Annotated in this window: 17 protein-coding genes; 10 read left to right on the plus strand and 7 right to left on the minus strand. The window is 56.6% G+C overall.

The features are described 5' to 3' along the window. Positions 1–104: 104 nt before the first annotated feature. Positions 105–1,589 carry a 30S ribosomal protein S1 gene (rpsA, locus tag PT275_RS03670; protein ID WP_277152441.1) on the minus strand — a complete coding sequence of 495 codons (1,485 nt, stop codon included), beginning with the start codon at positions 1,587–1,589 and terminating at the stop codon, positions 105–107. Between the two features lie 139 nt (positions 1,590–1,728). Next, entirely contained in the window at positions 1,729–2,625 is an 897-nt protein-coding gene (locus tag PT275_RS03675) for a bifunctional methylenetetrahydrofolate dehydrogenase/methenyltetrahydrofolate cyclohydrolase (RefSeq protein WP_277152443.1), read from the minus strand. A 381-nt stretch (positions 2,626–3,006) separates the two neighbouring features. On the opposite strand from PT275_RS03675, the gene PT275_RS03680 reads away from it, so the two are divergent. From PT275_RS03680 to PT275_RS03690, 3 genes are all read left to right on the plus strand, one after another. Further along, positions 3,007–4,110 (plus strand): zinc ABC transporter substrate-binding protein, encoded by a 1,104-nt coding sequence (locus tag PT275_RS03680; RefSeq protein WP_277152445.1) that lies wholly within the window; start codon positions 3,007–3,009, stop codon positions 4,108–4,110. Positions 4,111–4,467: 357 nt separating this feature from the next. After that, positions 4,468–5,508: an ABC transporter ATP-binding protein gene (locus tag PT275_RS03685; protein WP_277152447.1), complete on the plus strand. Its 1,041-nt coding sequence runs from the start codon at positions 4,468–4,470 to the stop codon at positions 5,506–5,508. Next, positions 5,505–6,341 (plus strand): metal ABC transporter permease, encoded by an 837-nt coding sequence (locus PT275_RS03690; RefSeq protein ID WP_277152449.1) that lies wholly within the window; start codon positions 5,505–5,507, stop codon positions 6,339–6,341. Before PT275_RS03685 ends, PT275_RS03690 begins: the two co-directional genes overlap by 4 nt. Before the next feature lie 245 nt (positions 6,342–6,586). On the opposite strand, the gene PT275_RS03695 is transcribed toward PT275_RS03690, so the two are convergent. Beyond that, entirely contained in the window at positions 6,587–7,198 is a 612-nt protein-coding gene (locus PT275_RS03695) for a CarD family transcriptional regulator (protein ID WP_277153648.1), read from the minus strand. A 185-nt stretch (positions 7,199–7,383) separates the two neighbouring features. On the opposite strand from PT275_RS03695, the gene PT275_RS03700 reads away from it, so the two are divergent. The 4 genes from PT275_RS03700 (at position 7,384) to PT275_RS03715 (ending at position 11,386) form a co-directional block, all read left to right on the plus strand. Then, the gene (locus PT275_RS03700; RefSeq protein ID WP_277152451.1) at positions 7,384–8,133 is read left to right on the plus strand and encodes a response regulator transcription factor; all 750 of its coding nucleotides are present in this window, start codon (positions 7,384–7,386) and stop codon (positions 8,131–8,133) included. 68 nt (positions 8,134–8,201) lie between these two features. After that, complete coding sequence (locus PT275_RS03705; protein ID WP_277152453.1) at positions 8,202–9,293, plus strand: HAMP domain-containing sensor histidine kinase; 1,092 nt, start codon at positions 8,202–8,204, stop codon at positions 9,291–9,293. Between the two features lie 116 nt (positions 9,294–9,409). Next, positions 9,410–10,060, plus strand: a complete 651-nt coding sequence (locus PT275_RS03710; protein ID WP_277152455.1) for a S24 family peptidase — start codon at positions 9,410–9,412, stop codon at positions 10,058–10,060. A gap of 9 nt (positions 10,061–10,069) precedes the next feature. Beyond that, positions 10,070–11,386 carry a Y-family DNA polymerase gene (locus tag PT275_RS03715; RefSeq protein WP_277152457.1) on the plus strand — a complete coding sequence of 439 codons (1,317 nt, stop codon included), beginning with the start codon at positions 10,070–10,072 and terminating at the stop codon, positions 11,384–11,386. 69 nt (positions 11,387–11,455) lie between these two features. On the opposite strand, the gene PT275_RS03720 is transcribed toward PT275_RS03715, so the two are convergent. Next, complete coding sequence (locus PT275_RS03720; protein WP_277152459.1) at positions 11,456–12,184, minus strand: phosphoribosyltransferase family protein; 729 nt, start codon at positions 12,182–12,184, stop codon at positions 11,456–11,458. 432 nt (positions 12,185–12,616) lie between these two features. Further along, positions 12,617–13,399, minus strand: a complete 783-nt coding sequence (locus PT275_RS03725; protein ID WP_277153649.1) for an HAD-IIB family hydrolase — start codon at positions 13,397–13,399, stop codon at positions 12,617–12,619. Positions 13,400–13,523: 124 nt separating this feature from the next. Between PT275_RS03725 and PT275_RS03730 the strand changes: the two genes are divergently transcribed. After that, positions 13,524–13,961, plus strand: a complete 438-nt coding sequence (locus PT275_RS03730) for a metallopeptidase family protein (RefSeq protein WP_277152461.1) — start codon at positions 13,524–13,526, stop codon at positions 13,959–13,961. Between the two features lie 86 nt (positions 13,962–14,047). Here the strand turns inward: PT275_RS03730 and PT275_RS03735 are convergent, their stop codons facing one another. Beyond that, complete coding sequence (locus tag PT275_RS03735; RefSeq protein ID WP_277152463.1) at positions 14,048–15,766, minus strand: DUF5719 family protein; 1,719 nt, start codon at positions 15,764–15,766, stop codon at positions 14,048–14,050. After that, positions 15,763–18,903, minus strand: coding sequence for a glycosyltransferase family 2 protein (locus PT275_RS03740; RefSeq protein WP_277152465.1), 3,141 nt, complete (start codon positions 18,901–18,903; stop codon positions 15,763–15,765). The genes PT275_RS03735 and PT275_RS03740 overlap by 4 nt, the downstream gene beginning before the upstream one ends. Positions 18,904–19,108: 205 nt before the next feature. Between PT275_RS03740 and PT275_RS03745 the strand changes: the two genes are divergently transcribed. Beyond that, positions 19,109–20,506, plus strand: a complete 1,398-nt coding sequence (locus PT275_RS03745) for an LCP family protein (protein ID WP_277152467.1) — start codon at positions 19,109–19,111, stop codon at positions 20,504–20,506. 70 nt (positions 20,507–20,576) lie between these two features. Continuing rightward, entirely contained in the window at positions 20,577–21,878 is a 1,302-nt protein-coding gene (locus PT275_RS03750; RefSeq protein ID WP_277152469.1) for an LCP family protein, read from the plus strand. Positions 21,879–21,926 lie beyond the last annotated feature (48 nt).

The raw sequence follows: 21,926 nt of genomic DNA on the forward strand, positions 1-21,926 counted from the left end.
CCCCGTTATCGCCGACCCTTGCAACAAAACGAAAAGGTCGGTGCAAGCCTAAAACCTGCACCGACCTCATTCACGAAATCACCGTGAAATCACCGAAGGCGATCTCACTTCTTCTCCTTGAGGAGCTCCTCGCGAAGAGCGGCGAGCTTGTCGGAACCGGCAAGCGTGCCTTCGGAAGCATTCTCGGAAGAGTACTTGGTGGATTCCTCGGCAGGAGCCTTCTCAGCATGGGCACCCTGACCGTCCTCAGCCGCGGATTCCTCAGCGTTGTCGAGTTCCTTGGCGACGAAGGCCTTATGCTGCTCCCACAAATCGTGGGCAGCCGCATACTGGTTCTCCCACTCCTCGCGCTGCTTCTCGTAGCCGGCGATCCATTCGTTGGTCTGCGGGTCGAAGCCTTCGGGGTACTTGTAGTTGCCGTCCTCGTCGTAATCGGCGGGCATGCCGTAGAGCGCCGGATCGAAGTCCTCGCTGGCGGGATCGACGGAGTCGTTGGCCTGCTTCAAAGACAGGGAGATGCGGCGACGGTCGAGATCGACGTCGATGACCTTGACGAAGATCTCCTCGCCCTGCTTGACGACGGTCTCCGGGTTGTCGACGTGACGGTTGGCGAGCTCGGAGATGTGGACCAGGCCCTCGATGCCGTCTTCGACGGAAACGAACACGCCGAACTGCACGATCTTGGTGACCTTGCCCTTGACGATCTGTCCGGGAACGTGGGTGCGTGCGAAGCGCTGCCACGGATCTTCCTGAGTCGCCTTGAGGGACAGCGAGATACGCTCGCGGTCCATATCGACGTCGAGCACCTCAACGGTGACCTTGTCGCCGACCTTGACGACCTCGGACGGATGGTCGATGTGCTTCCAGGAAAGCTCGGAAACGTGGATGAGGCCGTCCACCCCGCCGAGATCGACGAACGCGCCGAAGTTGACGATGGAGGAAACGGTGCCTTCACGAATCTGGCCCTTCTTGAGCTGCGCCAGGAAGGTCTCGCGGACCTCGGACTGGGTCTCCTCAAGATACTGACGGCGGGAAAGCACCACATTGTTGCGGTTCTTGTCAAGCTCAAGGATCTTGGCCTTGATCTTCTGGCCGATGTAAGGCGAAAGGTCGCGGACGCGGCGCATTTCAACGAGCGATGCAGGCAGGAAGCCACGCAGGCCGATGTCGACGATCAGGCCGCCCTTGACAGCTTCGATGACGGTGCCTTCGACAACGCCGTCGTCGTTCTTGATCTTCTCGATATCGCCCCAGGCGCGCTCATACTGGGCACGCTTCTTGGACAGGATAAGACGTCCTTCCTTGTCTTCCTTGGTGACGACAAGGGCCTCGACAGTGTCGCCGACCTGGACGACCTCATCGGGATTGACATCCTTCTTGATGGAAAGTTCGCGGGAGGGAATGACGCCCTCGGTCTTGTAGCCGATGTCGAGCAGCACTTCGTCGTGATCGACCTTGACGACCGTGCCCGTGACCAGATCACCATCATCGAAATTCTTGATGGTGGAATCGACTGCCTTGATGAAGTCTTCTTCGGTGCCGATATCGTTGATCGCGACCTTGGTGACTTCGTTATTGTTCTCTGCCATTAAACGTGGTTTCTTTGTTATTAGTTGGATGGATATTACCTATTAAGTTATGTTGGCGGCCTTGCGGCCACGCAAGTCATAAGATTACTAGTCGCCCTAGTCAAACCGTCCCGACGAATCCGGGCGTGTCGCCAGCGGCTCAATCCAGTTTCCGCTCGGCCATCTCCACGACGTTCGCCAGAAGCATCGCACGGGTCATCGGCCCCACTCCCCCCGGGTTCGGTGTATAGGCTGAGCTCAGGGCATGGCAGGCCTTGTCGATGTCGCCGCGCACGCGGTAGCGCCCGGCCTCTTCGTCATAGACTCTCGATACACCGACATCGACGAGCACGGCTCCGGGTTTGATGTCTTCGGGCTTGACAAATCCCGCGCGACCGACGGCGGCAACGATGACGTCGGCACGTTTCAGGTGCTGCCGGATATCCGTGGTACCAGTGTGACAAAGTGTCACCGTCGCGTTCACGTCCTTTGCCGTGAGCATGAGGCCAATGGTGCGCCCCACGGTGATTCCGCGACCGATGACGCAGACATCCTTCCCGTTCAGATCGATGCCGTAGTGCTTCAGCAACGTGATGATGCCACGAGGCGTACAGGGTCGCGGCGCGGGGTTCCTGCCATCGATATGCGTGACAAGCTCGCCGAGATTGGCAGGGTGCATGCCATCGGCGTCTTTGGCCGGATCAACATGGGCAATGACAGCGTTGGCATCAATGCCTTTCGGCAGAGGCAGTTGGACAATATAACCAGTACACTTCGGGTCGGCGTTGAGCCGTTCCACGGCATCGATGATCTCCTGCTGGCTGGCGGTTCCGGGCAGCTCGACGGCGATCGAAGCGATGCCGACTTCGGCGCAATCCTTGTGTTTACCGGCCACATATTTACGCGAGCCGACATCATCACCGACAAGAATAGTACCCAGTCCCGGCTCTATTCCTTGGTTTTTAAGATGTTCCACCCGTTCGCTCAAATCCTGTTTGATCGCAGCCGCAGCGGCCTTCCCATCAAGTTTAAGAGGATTGTGTTCCCCGTCAGTCATACCGATTCCTTAATAATAGAAATTTTCATCATTCTGCCCGAACACCGCAAATCGGACAACATAGTTACCGATTTTAAGGTAACGGTCGCCATACGGCCCAAGCGTGTCTATTAACGACATAGCGTTTGCTTATAACCACTTATCAAACGCGTGAAACGACAGGAATCAAGTCCCCTAAAGGCGAACGGGGCAATAGACACATGACTCAATGGGGGAGCATTCGAATCCTTTGTCTGATGGCATAGCTGCTTGCGTTCGTCAATGTCATGGCTATGATTTTATTTGACAATGATTTTCATTTTCAGTATATTACCGTGACGGTATACTAAATTAAAAACAATGTGGCTTCACGGCAAACACTATCGATTTTAGGGGGTCGTCATGAAACGATTCGGATGGCAGACCAAAACCGCAGCTCTTCTGGGTTCGCTCTGCATGATTTTCACTCTGACAGGATGCGGAGCCGGTAACGACTCCCAAACTCCGACAAAAAACAGCACTACGTCCAAGCAGGCAACCGGCCCTATCGATGTGGTCGCCTCCATCAACCAATGGGGATCGCTGGCCAAGGAAATCGGCGGGGACGACGTCAATGTCACCTCGATCGTCAATACCGTTTCCGTGGACGCCCATGATTTCGAACCGAAGACCACCGATATGGCCAAGCTGCAAAGCGCCCAAATCGTAGTGGTCAACGGCGCCGGATACGACAATTGGGCCAGCAAGTCCATCGCCAAAGGCACCACAAGCGTTTCTGCAGCCACAGCAGTGGGAGCCAGCACTGGCGACAACCCCCACCTTTGGTTCTCAAAAGACGCACGCAAGGCCACCGCCACGGAGCTCGAGGATGCCTTCGCCAAGGCGCGTCCAGCCAAAGCCAAGCAATTTGCGGCACGTCTTAAGACTTGGAAGGCCAACGAAGCCAAGCTTGAAGACTCCATGAAGACGTTCTCACAACAGCATAAGAACGTCACTTACGGTGCAACGGAACCGGTCGCCTACTATCTTATGGACGATCTCGGCTTCACCGACAAGACGCCCAAAGGCTATACGCAATCGGTCAGTTCCGAAGGCGAACCGGCGCCAAGCGACCTGCAGAAATTCGAGCACCTGATCTCGGGTCGTGAGGTCAATCTGCTTATCAACAACACGCAGGAGGCGAGCAACACCACCAATCTGCTCACCGGGACGGCCGGACGTACCGAAGTTCCCGTCGTGGACGTCAGCGAGCAGATGCCACACGACCAGACGACGCTCACCGGATGGATCACGACGTTGATGACGAGCATCAACAAGGCAATGGCTGATTTCAAAGCCAGCGAAGCCGACCATCAGAAAACGGGAAGCGGCGAGAATTCAGGTCAATCCCCTCAACCGACTCAACCGGGCACCGGATCCGGTACGAACTCAAACCAGCAGGCTCCTTCAACACCAAATAGCAGCACAGTGCCTTCGAACGAGGGACAGACCGACCCGGGCAAGTGATCGACCCTATAGAAGATAACCAAATCATTGAAAATATAAACGCGCAGTTCCAGGCCAACCATAGAAGGCGGTTTGGGGCTGCGTTTTCTTATTGTCGCGAATAATCCGATATCACGCCATCGCAAGCATAGCCGCACCGGAACACTTCGTGACCGGCCACCAGTACGGGTGCAAAATACGGTGTCAAATAACATTATTCGAGATTACCATTCGTCGATGGAGGTTGCCTATAAAACCGGCGCTTTCGCGGAAGGAACAATTGCACCACTAATTGAGAATGATTCTCAATTTCAGTTATAATATAAAAGCAGCCACTTTTCAGTGACATTTTATTATTCGCGGCACCAAGAGAGAACCATGAAAAAACAGCCGAAAGCGAGAAACCCACAACAGGGCGCAACAGTCGAGGATAGATCTGCTCTGGTCTTTAAAGACGCCAGCATCAAACGCGGCGAAAAGACCATCTGGCAGCACGGGAACTTCTCCATCCCATCGGGCTCCATCACCGCAATCGTCGGCACCAACGGCGCCGGCAAAACCACCATGATGAAAGCCGAACTCGGTCTGCTTCCTTTGGATAGCGGCAGCTTGACCGTACTCGGCAACCCTGCCGGCACAGCCAATCATCTGATCGGCTACGTACCGCAGAACTACGCCAGCGATATCGAATCGAACCTCACCGCCGAACAATCCGTTCTGCTGGGGCTTACGGGGACGCAATTCGGCATTCACGTCACCACGCACGAACAGCGGCAACGCGCACGCGAGGCCATGGCTTTCACCGGAGTCGAAAACAAACGTCATTACCGGCTCTCGCAGCTTTCAGGAGGGTTACGCCAACGCGTCGCCATCGCCCAAGCGCTTGTCAGTGGACCCAAGCTCCTGATGCTCGATGAACCGCTTGCCAACCTCGATCTAGCCGCCCAACGCGAAACGGTACACGTCCTGGCCAAACTCAACCACAAAATGGGCATGACCATTCAGGTGGTGGCCCACGACCTCAATATGCTGCTGCCCATCCTCGACGGCGCGGTCTACCTGCTCGATGGCCACCCGCATTACGCTCGCATGAACGAGGTCCTGGACGCCAACTTGCTGACCCATCTGTACGGCACGAAAGTACAGGTCGTCACAACTCCACAGGGCGATATGTTCGTTACACCAGGACCCGACGAGCCGGAAGACGTGACGCCGGACATCCACAAGCCTGACGAAGTGGCACGGTTCCATCGGCACGAAGCCGCGAACCGAAACGCCAACAAGGTTCACCTTGACCACACAGGCGGGGATGGGGAACCGCAATATTCCAGAAGTACGCCCCCTCCCAACTCCGGTCATCCAGAAGTACAGGCAGACGGAAACCAAGGAAATCAAGGTCAGGAGGAGACGCAGCTATGAACCATATCCAATTCGGCTTCAACCACGAATGGTTGGAAACGCTTTCCGTGCCCTTCATGCACAATGCATTCATCGCCGGCCTGTGCATCGCCCTGGCAGCAGGGGTTATGGGCTATTTCACCATCGCGCGCCACTCGACGTTCGCCGCGCACGCGCTCGCTCACATCGGACTTCCCGGAGCCACAGGAGCCGTTCTGCTCGGACTTCCGGTTTCGCTTGGACTCGGCATTTTTGCACTTGGCGGTGCGCTGACCATCGGAGCGTTGGGTAAAAAGGCGTCACAACGCGAAATTGCCACAGGTACCGTGCTCGCCTTTGCCACAGGCCTCGGCCTTTTCTTCTCTCGAATGTCAAGTTCGGCCTCACAGCAGATGCAAGCCATCCTTTTCGGTTCGATTCTGACCATCACAAACGATCAGGTACTGGGCTTTGCGATTTTTGATGTGCTGCTGCTCGCGGTGATGGCCGTTGTCTACCGACCACTGCTGTTCAGCTCCGTGGATGAGCAAGTGGCACAGGCCAAGGGCGTGCCGATCGGTGTGATGAACGTGCTGTTCATGGCCATCATGGCCGGTGTGATCACGATTGCGGTACCTGCGGTAGGCACGCTGCTGATCTTTGCGCTAGTGGTCACCCCGGCTGCCACGGCAAACATCCTCACCAGCACGCCGTTGCGTTCGATGGTATTGGCGAGCGTCTTGTGCCTGGTCTCCATCTGGGGCGGGCTCGTCATCTCCGCGATGTTCCCCGCTCCTCCGAGCTTCATCATCGTCACGATCTCGACGCTCTTCTGGGTCATTGCCAAGGGACTTGAGACATTACGCCGCCGCTGATGGGTAGGAACAAGGAACATGATATCTGTCAATATTTTATTGTCGTGTAAAGTTTCTTATTGCCTCATAACAAAAAGTTTCGTGCCATAGAAACTGATTGGGCCGAAAAGAAAGAATACTGGCAACAATACGATTGAGGGTTCCGGCCAATCAATGGGCAGGAACCCTCAATGTTTAAAAATTCGGTAGCAACTAGCCAACTGAGAAGCTCAATACCCTCTGCTCAATTCGTTGGACGCTATTCGTCACTTCTTCTTCTTGGCCTTCTTGGCGTCCTTGTTTTCGGCTTCAATCCTTGCCAGCGTCTTGCTCGCCGGTTCCTCAGGGGCCTGAGAATGATGTTTGGCGTCCTCCGGTGTCGGCTCAGCATACCCGAGATTGACATCAAGCAGGTGTTGGGCCTCATCCTCGTCGATATGCTCCGAAAGCGCGATTTCGGAAGTCAGGATGTTGCGTGCACGGGTCAGCATACGCTTCTCCCCCGCCGAAAGACCATGCTCATCGACATCGCGCTGCGCCAGGTCACGCACGACTTCGGCGATCTTGTTGACCTCGCCTGTGGCGATCTTCTCGACATTGAGCTTGTAACGCCTCGACCAATTCATTTTCTCGTTGTCGACAATCGGCGTGCGCAGGATCTCGAAGACCTTGGCCACCTCCTTGCCGTCGACGATATTACGGATGCCCACTTTTTTGGCGTTTTCAACAGGTACCTCAATGACCAACCCGTCGCTGGAAAGCACCGAAAGCTGCAGGTAGTCGCGCGTGACGCCTTTCACCGTACGTTTTTCAAAGGCTGTCACCTTCGCCGCGCCGTGGCGCGGATAAACGACCACATCTCCAACTTTGTAATCCATGGAACCTCCGAGAATGCTCATAAACGAATGTGTTCAGTTTTTCACGCGCCAAGGACGTTTATACCCGCCGCGAACCCGCACAACCAAAGGAAAACCGCCGAAAACCTTGGTTCTTCACCAATTGGGTGCGCCGGAACCTATAATGAATTGTTTGTAGAAATATTTTTTAAAAAGGCGGAGGATACATGCTCAACACTTCGGCACATCAGAAGACGCCGCGCACCATCCTGGTAGTCGAGGATGAACCGGATCTCGCCACGGCGATTGCCCAGCGCATCACAGCCAACGGATGGACCGCACGTGTGGCAGGAGATGGGGCCAGCGCGGTACGAGCCGCTAGCCAGATCAAGCCCGACCTGGTCATCATGGACATCATGCTGCCTGTTATGGATGGTATCGAGGCCACCAAACGTATCATCGCCGAGCGCCCGGTGCCGGTGCTTATGCTCACCGCCCGCGATTCGGAAGCCGACAAGGTGATGGGCCTTTCCGCCGGCGCGGATGACTACATGACCAAGCCGTTCTCCCCCCGCGAGCTCATCGCCCGCTGTGAGGCGCTGCTGCGCCGTGTGGAGCGTGCCACTCTCATCGCCAAGAACAACGAGAACGAGAAGGTACTCGATTTTGGCACGCTGGTCATCGACCCGCGTCAACGTATTGTGACCCAAGACGGCAAGCAGGTGCATCTGACCCCAACGGAATTCGACCTTTTGGCCACACTGGCACGTAAGCCAAAGTCGGTGTTCAAGCGCGAAAAGCTGCTCGAAGAGGTGTGGGACTGGCCGGACGCCTCCGGCACCCGCACCGTCGATTCGCATGTAAAGGCGCTGCGCCACAAGCTTGGCAGCGATCTGATCCGCACCGCGCATGGTGTCGGCTACGCCTTTGAGCCTCCAGAGGATGGGAACGCTGCAGCGCCCGCCTCGCACCAGTGACACCAATAAATCCTATTGGGCTGTTTTAAATAAAATTTGTTTTATAAGAGAATATAGTGACCACAGCGATGACGAATCATGAACATCAATCCGGCAAGAAGATATTGGACAATGAGCGTCCGATAGGATTCTTCTCATCGTTGAAGGTCGAGCTGAGCATCATCATCGTCATCGCCACTGCCATCGCCTTCGTCATGGCGTGGTTCCTGCTGAAAATGGGGCTGAGCGGATGGATCGCCATGCCGCTGACGCTTGTGGTGGCGCTGGGAATCACCTATTTCTTCTCGCGGGGTCTGACCGCTCCCCTGCGTCAGATGCGCGACGCCGCCAAAGCGATGAGCGAGGGTGACTACACGGTGCGAGTCAAGGTCGATGACCAAAGCCACGACGAGGTCGGACAGCTCGCTCGCTCATTCAATGAGATGGCCGAGGAACTCCAGTACGCTGACCAGATGCGCCGCGATATGATCGCCAACGTCTCACACGAATTACGCACCCCGGTCTCGGCGTTGCAGGCGATGATCGAGAACCTCGCCGACGGCGTGGTGGAGCCGACACCCGCCAATCTTGAAGGCATCCTCAACCAGACGCACCGTCTTTCCGACCTCATCGCGTTCCTGCTGGACCTTTCACGCATGGAAGCGGGGGCAGCCAGTCTTAACATCGAACAGTTCAATTTCGCCGACTTTATCGATGAGACACTGGAACCGCTGGAAATCGCGGATGCTGGGCATGCCCACGACGTCGATGTCCACGTGCCCGATTCCATCGAGCTCGAAGGCGACCAAGACAGGCTTCGCCAGCTTTTCACGAACATCATCTCGAACGCTTTCAAACATTCGCCGGATAACACGACCGTTTTGATCGAAGCCCATGAAGATAAGGTCCACGGCACTGTGGTCACCAACGTCGTCAATTTCGGCTCACAGATACCCGAAGAGGCCCGCTCGGATATCTTCCGTCGCTTCGTTAAAGGCAAATCCGGTCCAGGCACCGAATCGGGAGGCACCGGACTCGGCCTGTCAATCGCCCGCTGGGCGGCACAGCTGCACGGTGGCAATGTCAAAGTCGTGGACGACAACCGCGGCACCGATTTCGAAATCACTTTGCCGAAGTATCATATCGACGCCGATAGTCAGGTGAACAAAGCAAATCTCTGAGATCATTTTGGCTTTCCAGCACCTCTCATTATTCGAACTGATGTTCGAAATAGTATTGTCTCGACCTTTTGAAACAATATTATTCGAACAAACGTTCGAATAATGGAAGGTGTGCGATGACAGCAACAGCATCATGCAGATCAGTGCGCAACGATTCAGGACAGGACTGCAGGGTCACTCAGGTGTTCCGTTCAACGCTCGCCCCGACACCGATACCCATAGCCCTTGAAGCGGTGCATGCAGGATTTCCCTCTGTGGCGCAGGATTACTTTGCGGGCGATTTCAGCTTCGACGAGCACATCATCCGCAATCCGGATACGACCTTCATCATCACTGTGGCCGGGGACTCGATGGAAGGGGCCGGCATTTGGGACGGCGACCTTCTCGTGGTCGACCGTTCACTTGAACCGCAGGCCGATGACGTGGTGGTGGCGGTCCTCGATGACGAGCTGACCGTCAAGCGTCTTATCATGCGAGGATCCACGCCAATCCTGCATCCGGAGAATCCGAATTATCCTGATTTCTCACCAAATAATGCTGAGGAACTGGTGATTTGGGGCGTCGTCACCGGTAATTTCCACACGCAGAGCCGTTCAAACCGATTCGGCTCTTCCTTGCCTGGCATTACCCGACCGGGCATGTCAAGCCCGCCTATGCATAACCCCGATACCGCTGACAAAGCCAATGGAACCACAGGACTTGCAGCGCATAGCCAAGGATGGTCTGGTGGCGCCACCATCTACCCTTTCCCGCAGCGTCATCGTTAGCAGGCCGACATGGCGGAACCGCTCAAGGTCTTGGCTGACGCGAACAGTTTCTTCGCCTCATGCGAACGTGTTTTCGACCCCAAACTGGCCAACAAACCGGTCGTCGTGCTTTCCAACAATGACGGGTGCGTAGTGGCCCGCAGCGCCGAAGCGAAGCAGTTGGGCATCAAGGAAGGCACACCATGGTTCAGTATCCGCGATGAGGCACAACGTGCCGGCGTGGTGGCTCGCAGTTCGAATTACGAACTGTACGCCAGTCTGTCGGCACGGATGATATCGGTGATGAGCCGATTCATGCCCGGTCAGGAAATCTATTCCATCGATGAGTGTTTCCTCTCCCCTACAACGGATACGGCGCAGACGGTCCACGCCTCGGCGGCCATGCGCAAAGCCGTGCTGGAAGGCGTAGGCGTACCGGTAAGCATCGGAATCGCACCGACCAAAACACTGGCCAAGGTGGCGAATCATTGGGCCAAACGACATCCGTCAAGTGGCGGGGTGAGCCTGTGGAGCGACATCGAGACACAGTACGGCGATGCCGCCCTCGCCTCTGTGCCAATCAACGACATATGGGGCGTCGGCAGAAGACTCACCCGCAAATTACAGGCCATGGGCATCCTCACCGCGCTTGACCTGCGCCGTCAGGATCCGGTGACCATCAGGCATCGTTTCTCCATCACTTTGGAGCGTACCGTGCTCGAACTCAAAGGTATTGCCTGCATCGTCGACGATGCGAGCGCCAACGATGGCAAACGCAAATCCGAAATATTGTGTTCACGCATGTTCTCGACACCGATCACCGACATGACGCAGATGGACCAGGCACTGAGTGTTTACGCGCAGAAAGCCTGCCGACGGCTGCGTCGCCAGTCGAGCCTGTGTTCGTACGTCTCCGCGTTCTGTGCCACCAGCCCATTCGGGCCGGAAAACAGCTATCAGTCGTTCCATGCCACCACCACATTGCGCGATCCCAGTGACGATCCGCTTGTCATCGCCAAAGCCGCATGTCAGGCCATACGAGGTAAAGCCGATCCCCACGCGCGTTATATCCGCGCAGGTGTACTGTTGCTTGGGCTTCAGGACGCTAAGAATTTCACCACATTACATGGATTCGAAGCCAAACGCGACACCCATGATCTGGGGGCGGTGATCGATACCGTCAACAAAAAATTCGGCACCTCCCGGGTAGGCATCGGCTACGGCGGCATACGGGGCGAAGGGCGCGGTGACGAGGATACGGGAGCCGCATGGACGATGAGACGGGAGATGCTTTCCCCACGTTGCACCACACGTTGGGATGAGATGGCCATAGCACACGCCGACTGATGCCGAATCTCCGCGTGAAGGTCATGAGGAGCAGAGCAAAAACTAAGCAGGTCTTAAAATTCGAAAATCTCATCGATCCGACTTGTTTGGTGTACAGGCGAGTGCAAAACCCATGACATGGCGAGCACCGGCATCACGCAAAGCGGCCACGCAATGACTCATGGTGGCACCGGTGGTGACGATGTCGTCGATGACAAGGAACACGGCATCGTCATTATCCAGGTGCTGCGTAGCACGAACGTGGCCGGCAATTCGTTGTGTGCGACCTGAACCACCCGACATCTGCACGGATTTGCCGTGTACTCCTTCCAACCGCAACACCGGTCTGACCGTGGCCACATACCCATGCGCACGCAAATCACGCGCAACGCGCCTGGCCAACGGCAACATCTGCCAGCGTCCCCGATGACGCATTGACTCAGGCGACGAGGGCGCCGGAACCAGAACAAGATTGTATGAACGGTCGCATTTCCCGTATCTGGCTTGCAGTTCGAGGACATTGACGAGCAAACCGGCCAGCAACGAAGCGAAAACGACATCACACTGCTCATCACCGTGATCCTTCCATGCCAGAATCGCGCGGCGCACAGCCCCTTGGTACCATCCGCAGGCATAGCAACACCCGACATCACCCGACAACGGTTTCCGACATGATTGTTCGAAAAGCCTGTAGCAGGAAGGGCAGAGCACCTCGTCCGGCATATCGCATCCGGCACAGCCCCTGGGCAACAACAGATCGATGGCGGCACCAAACCATGCACCAAGCACCTCAAAATTCTGCCGCACAAAAGTATTCATGTCCTGAAACTATCCGATTTTTAAAACCTGTCGGCAGAAAACAAGCCACTGTGGTCGAACGCCCACGGTTATACACATTCCGGGCGTGTCACATTCTGGTTATCCACAACCCTTCGGAAACACCGATATCGAAACGATACTGCCTTCGACATCAGAGCAGCGTCGGAAGACTCATACCGTATGTAGCAAAGCATCACACAAAACGCTTTATTGGCATCGATTGACCAACCGCTTGCCCACATAAAACAAAGCATCGCGTTCGATATCGTCCACCGTCTTCAGCTCACCAGCCGTTATCGAGCGCAATGCAAAAATTGTTCGAGATGTCCGACGCTTCCGACCAATCGACGATCAAGTTTTAACGTAATACATAACAGAATACGCGCCGATTCAACATCTGACCGCACTCTTTGTCATGTTCATGTGCTTTGCCTATGACAAGGCGGCGATGAGCCGATCACAGACCTGCAGGGTATCAGAGGGCCCGGCGACCTGAATCGGCCTTGTACCGATGACGGCCGCAGGATAATCATTGCCGTCCGGATCCATACGGTCGCCGACGAAGACGATTTGGTCGACCACACAATCCAATATCTTGCACAGCTTGCGAACGGCATAGGCCTTGTCGATGCCGAGAGCGGAGATGTCAATGCTCGTCGACCCCCCGGAGCGCACCATCAGGTTGGGCAGGTCCGCGCCCACCGCCTCCGCCAGCCGATTCTTCTTGCGATTGTCGGGGTCCCAACGTTCCTTGTCTTCGAGCGGAGCCTGCTGCCCCAGTGCCGAAAACGTGATTTGGCTGCCCCGATCCTCGATACGCGGCCCCCAAGTGTGTTCCACCCAGATACCCTGCTCCTTGGCGTGGCGCTCGATCGATGCAATGGCGCTTTTGCGGTCAGCCATGTCAAGGTCGTTGGAATAAAGACATTTCCATCGCCCATCTCGCCAGCGGAAATAGCGCGTGCCGCTGGTCGGCATGATATGGATATTCGGACGGCACGCATCCGGTTCGAGGACATCAAGCACCTGGCTTTTGACCAGCTGAAAACTCCCCCCGGTAATGACGGCAACATCAATGAGACGTGTCAATGCAGAGAAACGCACGGCCATGTCGGCATGCATGGGCTTTTTCGAACGCGCCAGCGTGTTGTCCAGATCGAAGGCGATCACCTTGGCGTCGCGCGCAAAAGAAGAAAGCCCATGATCCTGCCACATCGGTATCGCCGCATCTGCATATGCTGCCATAGGTCGCTCCGTTCACTTCACCGATTGTCTGCCATTACCAAATATTCCTTCATGCTTAGACACCATTGCCCATGCCGGACCATAGAATGAAACCATGTTGCGACCACCTTGGCAGACCCATATCTATCGGAATCGTCACGGACGCGGTCCAAGAACACCGATGTTCGGCGTGCGTTTGCCTCGATACCGCACTCGTAGTGGCATGTTCGACGATATGGTCTCCTCGGAAATCAGGCGCCTTCTGGCGGCGTGGCCCGATTTGGTACGGCCTGTGCAGTTCGCCGTCGAGGATGTGCCGCCTTCCACACCCGCACCTTGGGAGCCCAAACGCAGCGCCACATCCCAAAGTTTCACTGCCAATCACGGTATCCCCGCTCGCATCGTGCTGTATCGCATGCCCATGCAAATGCACCATCCCGATAAAACGGAGCTCGAATGGGCCATCCGCGACGCATTGGTCGCCCGGCTCGCCGATCTTTACGGCCGTCGACCCGAAGAAATAGACCCCGAATGGGGCGGCACCGAATTGTAGCGGCTGGTGTCTGATCGCATAAGCGCGTACGGTATCGCTGAATCATAACCACACACGATATCGCTCCCGCCTATTTCAGAAACCTTTCAGCGCACGATACCGGCATCCGCTTTTGTATGTACCATCATGGTTCGTGGTTCGAGACGAGAAGACGGAAGATAGGCGACCGAGGCGATTTTGGCGTTTTGGACATCGGACTGGGTGATTCTCATGCCCAAAGAAACGTTTTTACCACCTTCCAGTGTGAACATCACAGCATTTTCGTCCACGTCCTTGGCCGATATGCTCACGCCTGCGTTACCCGGAATATCAACCGGCTTGTTCCCCGCCGACTTACCTGAGGCGTCGAAGCCGTGCAACGTGGCCTTGGTGGCGGTGCCCGAAGTATTGAGCAGTATCAGCGTGCCTTCGGTGTGATCGGGAAGCACAACCGCCGACTGTGCAAATGTCTGCGAAGGCGTGACATAGGCGAAATCGTCACCGGAATCCATGTTCTGGGTCACTTTTGCCATGACATTGACCGGGCTGACGGCAGTGGCTCGAAGTCCGACCACATCTTCAGGGCCCTTGCCCAAATCGACCAGGGCGACCTTGCCTGCCTCAAGGTGCTGTGTTTTTGCCTGAGATGCCCCGTTGCCGTCAACCCAGGAAAAATTGAGATCTGTGTCATGTTCGGCACGGGCGAATGCCGTCACGTCGTCATCGGCAGTGATTCCGGGCAGATAGGCCGTTTTCGAAGCCGTGGGAAGCGGAATCGCATAATCGGAACCTTTTGTGGAGAGGCCGTTGACTTCGATGCTGCGCACCAGCGCGGCGATGGGTGTTTCCGTGCTTTTCACCTTGACGAAAAGGGCATTGTTGCCGGAAGCCGCTGCCGACAGCTCCACACTCGCCTCACCGTTGGCGCCGACATTGACGACGTTGCCGGTAGCAAGCTGCAGAGGCGCCCCCTGCTTAGTGCTCCAGACCTGGATATGCAGCGATGTGGCCTTCGCCGAAAAATTGGCGACGGACAGCTGCTGCGTCGAACCGGTGGTGGTCGGTCCAAGCAGGAAATCCTGTTCAAGCGCAGGCGCCACACATGTGGAGGCGGCCAACCCCTTCAGATCGCCGTCGCTCGCCCACGATGCCACTGAAGCTGCGGCACCCGTACCGGGCTTCGTCTCCAACAGGCGGGTTTCAAAGGATCGTGAGCCTTGATCGGCCGAACCTGAATAGGTCTTCACGTTTGCACTGTCCAGTGCATCATCGCCCTTCAACTGCTTGTTGTCGGCTTCGCTGCCATTGGTGACCGCGCCGACACTGGCCTGATAGACGGAACCGAAAGCGGCATAACGGGCCGATGACGCGACATTGCCCTCCGAAGGCTGAAACGCGCTGTCACCGTACTTTCCATTGTCTGAAAGTGCCATACGAGACGGACAGTAATAGGTCAGGTCTGTTTGGCTCACCTGTTTGGTCGCGACAGTATTTCCGGCATTTGCAGGGTCGACGAGCCAGTGGGGCAAAGGCAGAAGCACCACTGCCGCCAGCAAAACAGCCATAAGAACCACGGTGATTACCGCCCACGTGACCCGCCGAACAGCCTTCACCGATGAAGCGCTGGCATGCGCTCCCACCGAATGGCTCATATGACGGTGTGTCTCACCACCGTTAGAGGTTTGCGGGAAACCAGAACCGTCAGCATTCCCGGATGCCGTCGAGGAAAACTGTGGGGCAACACCTGCAGCTTCGCGTTTGGAGACATTAGATTGGCGCTTGTTGTCATCCATACCATTGCTCATAGTTTCATCAACGTCTTTCATGCCTGTTCCTGTCCATACCTGCGTGCCCGGGGAATCGCCACCAGAACATAGACGACCATCACGATCGCAAGACACCACAACCATGTCTGTCGCCATGCACTATGCTGTGCGACGCCCTGCGCCTGAGTCGATATCCCTTGTTTGTCTTCGTCCACCTTGGTAAGCCGATAGTAGGTCCCCGACGAACTGGTCACCATGGATTGCGCACCGTCGCTGGAATTGATATTGCTGATCAGGCGCAGCGTGGCATCCTTATCGGTGGAGGTTTTGTCCGCAGAGACATAGATGCCGCCAAAGCCCAGTCTGGCGATGGAATCGACAGCGTTATCATTGCCGTTGGACAACAGTTCGGCACTGGCTTTTTCGATAAGATCAACGGAAAGATCACTGGCACCTGAGACGACGCTGGCTTCCCAAGCCGGTGAGACATCGACAAGATCACCACGACGCGAACGCATGACGGAGAAATCTATGCTGTCGTCATCTGTGGCCTGAAGCGCAAGTATACGATGGCTCTCTTTGCCTTGCAGATAGTCCGTAGCCACCATAGGCAACCCTGCATTGCTTGTTCGCACCGAATTGGTCCGCGAGAGCATACCAAACGCACCGATAAGAACCATTGATAGCATCAACAGCACGACCAGTACCGCACGACCGAATTTGGCGGCCACGCTTTTGGTCTTGCCGCTCATGCCATTTGATTGAAGGCTCTGCTTTTCCTGATCGCCTTCCGAAATCCTCAAAGGAACAAACCGTTTGACCGCTCCGCCGGAGGCGATACAAGTGCAGGAGAGCAACGCCAAAAGCGTCAGCACAACACCGGGAAGCACTGAAGCGGCAAAAGCCGCATCATCCTCAACGGCCACACAGATACGGGAAGCGGAAATGGCCAGTAACAAACCGGTAATGGCGACGAACCACATCATGCGTGAAGCCCGTAAGCTGAAAGGCAGGAAAAGCGCCAGAAGTGCTACGACCACAATAACGACGAGCGCAAGCAAAAGCCCCAGGCTTTCCATCCCCTGTCGGCTCAGCCACTGACCCATACCGGTTTGTTGCGGCAAAGCGAAGGCGCGGGCGATCACCTGTCCCAAAGAAAGCGGAGCCGGCGACAAACCGGCAGAAGGTTGAAGGACATCGCCGAACAACTGCCGCCAAGCCCCTGCACTTGCGTAGTGGACGCTGTTAACCATTGTCGGCAACATCAGAGCCAGTGCCGGGATGGGGATAAGCAACAGCATCAGCCGATGCGAACTGACAGACACCATGAAAAACACCAGGCAGATAATCAGGGGGAACATCAGCTGAGGTTCACACGCCACCGTGATGGCGAAGCACAGTGCGGAACAGGCGGCCGACTGCACCGAGGCGTGAGAGCGCACCAGATCCTCTGTTTCGTACATCCCCACAGCCCGGAACGTGAATGCGAATGCGGCCGGCAAAAACACCATCATCATCAGCAAAGGCAGGTTCGCGCTGCCGAACCCACCTAGTGCGAACGCCATGGCCACCCACAGCAGACCAGTGGCCACTCTGATGAAATCGGAACGGGTGAACACTCCCGCCAAGGCCCAGAACGCCAATGCCATGGCCGGAGCGGATACGAAGAACATCAATGACAGGGCGGCGACCGGATGACCAAGCGTGATGACGGAAGCGACCAGCCATACCATCAGCCACGGCGCAGGTGGTGCAGGCACGCCGGTGCCGATTCCGAACGCCCAGGAAGTGGTTGCCGAGGAAAGCAATGTCGAAAAACTCGCACCGCTGGGGACGAGCGATGTCGAATAGAGGCTGACACCGCCCCATATCTCGCGGAAGACATGCCATTGGAATGCCACAACAACCGCAAAGGCCACAACCGCCATTGCAGCGGCAATGCCGAAGCGCCGTATGGCGCGGGAGCGCAGATGGTTTTTCGCCAATGGGCTCAGCAGCGCAGTGTGCCGCTGATCGTCGAAGGCACGGCTGCGTTTACGCCATTCGGCTATCTGTCTGCGGTCGGCCGAAAGCAACTGCATCGCAGCAGATTGAGGCCCGTGACGCCTCTTTTGCTGATGTCTGGCGTGTACCATCTGCGGTAATATGCCCAAGGCGCGCCATGGCAGGCACAATATACACCACGCCCGCCAGGGGCTTTTGGCCAGAAGCGCCCCGACGGCATACCAGAGCGCCCGGAAGAGATTGAGCACCCACAACAACGGCCAGAACAAAGTGCGGATATCGGTGTAATAGTATTTCTGCGCCGCATCGAGGATCGACAATGTGGAATCCAAGGGATTCTCCTCGTCGACCGGCTGACCCGAACGGGTCCTTATGCCTTCAAACCGTGCACGCCGATGGGCGATATGCGCCTGCGGCACGACGATGACACGTCCCCCGCCCTCGCAGGTACGACGCGAGAAATCAGCGCTTTCAGCGAATGTGGTGAACCACGGATTGATCTCGCCTACGTCTTTTTTCGTCTGTAACGGCACCAATGCACCGGCCAAAGAGACGGCAAAGACATCGTTTCGCCCGTCGTACTGTTCCTGATCGGGTTCGCCGTCGACCACAAGGCTTTCCAAGCGATGTTTGGCAGCGTAGCTGCCGACGTCGTGCAGAGCGGTGCCGGCCCAATCCAATTGTTTGGCGCCAATCAACGAGACCGTAGGGGTGTTGTGCCAGGCCTCGGTCAGCATTTCCAGACAGTCAGCACCCGCAGGCCGGGAATCGTCATGCAACAGCCAGAGCGCCCGGACCGAGGCGGGAAGGCTGGCATAGCGGAAGGCCTTCATGATCGCATCGGAAAACGATTTGGCGCCCGCGGCACGCACCAGCTGGACATCGACCCGTTCGGGAGGTTCGGGAACAAGCTGTTTTGCGGCACCATGGCCAAGCTGTGGCATCGCCGAAACGGTGAAGCTTGTGCGCATGGGCTGAGACGTGCCACCGCTGCAGTCGGCGATGACAATGGTGCGTGGCAGAACCCTCTGTGCAAGGACGGCGTGCAATGTTTCCGGGAAAAAACGGACATCCTGCTCAACGGCGATAATCGCGGCGACACTTCGGTCGACCGTCTGTCCCTTCACCGCAGGTCGTTCACCTACCACACCGGCCACGATCTGCTGAATATCCACACTGCCATTGAGACTCATGTTCACCAGTGTAGACGAAGGCCTCGCTCGCCAAGAGGAAAACCAATGCAAAGGAGCCGGGTTTATTGGGGTCCGACAAGACCTTATGCCAAACTCTCAGGAAAAATTCAACCTCTAGGCATACAATGCCCTCTAGGAATAGTGAATTGGCAGTCCCGCGGCGGCCTTTGAGGCTTCGGCAGGCGGGTAAACAGAAAGGTAAGATATGGCTTCACACCGTATCAAAGACCTCAAGATACCTAACCTCAACGGATGGCATACCCCCAAACCCATGCACGGCACCGCCTATATCGTCCATCACCGCCTGCGCAGCGGCATCATCATGGCCATGGTCGGCATCCTGGTATTCGTATCCACTGCTGTGGGTGTAGCCGCGTTTACTCTGGCACGTGCGCCGAAATCAGTCAAATCCATTGTGCAGACCAACGGCAAGGAAGAAAAACTCGTCGACCCCAATGAAGGCAAGTCCATCGAATTCCTGGTTCTGGGACAGGATACACGAGACGGCGGGGACAATGCCTCCCTCGGCGGTACCGACGAAAAAGGCTCGCACAACGCCGACACCACCATGGTGGTGCAGATCAGCGCCGACCGTTCCTACATCAATCTCGTCTCCATACCCCGCGACTCTTTGGTCAACGCACCCAGTTGCCAGACTACCAAAGGCACCGTTCCCGCGCAGCACAACGTGATGTTCAACTCCATTTTCGCCACCGGCTGGAACGTCGGCGGCGACGTCGCCAGCGCCGCGAGCTGCACCATGAACGCGGTCAACGCCTTGACCGGCCTCAAACTCGAGCATTTCATCGTAGTCGACTTCCAAGGCCTCCAAGGCATGATCAACGCCATCGGCGGGGTCAACGTGTGCCTGCCCACCGATGTAAAGGACGGTTACACCGGCCTCGACCTGAAGCAGGGCCTGCAGCATCTCGATGGCACGCAGGCCACAGAATATGCCCGCATGCGCCACGGCTTGGGCACCGATGGCAGCGACGTGATGCGCACGGCACGCCAACAATACCTGGTCAAGGAAATCCTTACCGAGGCATTGTCGAAAAACATCCTCACCAACAGTGCACAGCTGTACCGACTGGCCAATGAGGCTTTGAAGTCCCTCAATATTTCCAGCGGCCTTTCCAACGCCACCACACTGGCAGGGCTTGCGTTGAGTTTGCACAGTCTCAAATCCGATCACATCTATGCCCGTACCATACCCGTCGTTCCGGCTCCCAGCGATCCCGGCAACCGCGTTGTCTGGGCCAGCAATGCCGATGAGGTCTGGAGTGTGTTGCGTAGCTTCAAACCGCTGGTCCAACAGGAGATTCCATTGGATACTACATCCGGCCAAAGCACCACAGGCAAGACCAAGAGCAAAAACGGACAGAGCCAGGACTCCACCGGCACACAAGCTCCGGTGGAAGGCACGCCCGATCCCGTCACCGGCCTGATCACAACCCCCGACGGCAGGCTTATCGACCCCATTACCGGAGGAAACGTCGACAAAAAGAACGGCATGATCCACGATCCGGTCACTGGCCAGTATATGGGTGTCGCCAATCAGTACCTCAACGCGACCGTATGTGCGGTTCCTGCACAGAAGTAAGGCTATCTATCACCTTATGAGCTTTCTGGCGAGTAAAAGTAGTAACTGCTTTTAGCGTTCGGGGGTGCACATGGTCAAGCAGTCTGGTGGGTACGACACACAAGGCAATCCACCCAGCTTTATACCGGCCGGTGCGCGCAAGCGTCCCGATACCGGGCGTCTGCCGCTCGCCTCGAACACGCAGGTTCCTCCCGCATTTTCACCGTCGGCACCCCGGAAAAAACAATCATCCCGCCAGACTCCGCCACAACCGGTTCAAACGGGGCAGCCTCGGACACCGCGTCAAAGCGGCGGTTCCTCTCGTGTCGCCTCCCCCGCACGTTCATATTCCTCTGCTGGCCAACCAGGCAGATATAGCGGGACAGGCACGCCGCCGAGGCGCCCCAACCGAGCAAAACCGTCAAACTTCAATGAAGCAGCCAAACCGCATAAGAAACGCCACTGGGTGCCCACCATCCTCCTGGCCATTCTTCTTGTCATCGTTCTGGCGCTTTTCGGATGCTGGAACTGGGCGAACTCCCAACTTGATAAAGCCGACTGGTTGACCGGCAAAGCCAACACCGGCGGAACCTCATGGCTCGTCCTGGGCTCTGACCAACGTGACGGTTCCGGTGTCGGCGGCAGCGCTGACGATACTCCAGGCTTCCGCACCGATACCATGCTTGTGCTCACCAAGCCCTCACACGGCAACTCCTCATTGATTTCAATCCCGCGCGATTCACTGGTCAAGGTCAACGGCGCCAGCATGAAAATCAACGCCGTAGCGGAGACACAGAGCAAAAAGACGCTGACCGGCGAAGTCGAGGATATCACCGGCAAGAAAATCGACCATGTCGCCGAAATAAAATTCAACGGCCTGACCAAAGTCGTCGACGCTTTGGGCGGCGTGAACCTGTGCTACGACCGTACCGTCAACGATAACCTTTCCGGCCTCAACTGGCAGGCCGGTTGCCATCAGGCCGACGGTGCAACAGCGTTGGCTTTCTCCCGTATGCGCTACTCCGATCCAAAGGGCGATTTCGGCCGCGCCGAACGGCAGCGCCAGGTCATTGCAGCCATCATGAGCAAAGCCTCATCTGGCAGCGCCATGAAAACCCCAAGCGGTCTGCAGAAAGTGGCCAAGGCCGCCCTCTCCTCCATCGAGGTGGACAAGAAGACCGATCCGCTGACGTTGGTGTCGATGGCCACGGCGTTCAAGGCCGCGACCGGCAAGAACGGCATTTCGGGCTCGGTCTACTGGACCGATCCAAACCATTACGTGCGCGGGGTCGGTTCGACGGTGTTGCTGGACGACGCCAAGAACCTTGAACTGTTCGACCAGCTTGCCGCCGGCACACATGCGCCCGGCACGGTGGGCACGTTGGCTGGCTAGCAACATTGACAAGCTAGCCACCAGGACGGATTTGGATTAAAACGTATT

The sequence above is a fragment of the Bifidobacterium sp. ESL0745 genome (assembly GCF_029433335.1).
In the GTDB taxonomy this organism is placed as follows: Bacteria; Actinomycetota; Actinomycetes; order Actinomycetales; family Bifidobacteriaceae; genus Bifidobacterium.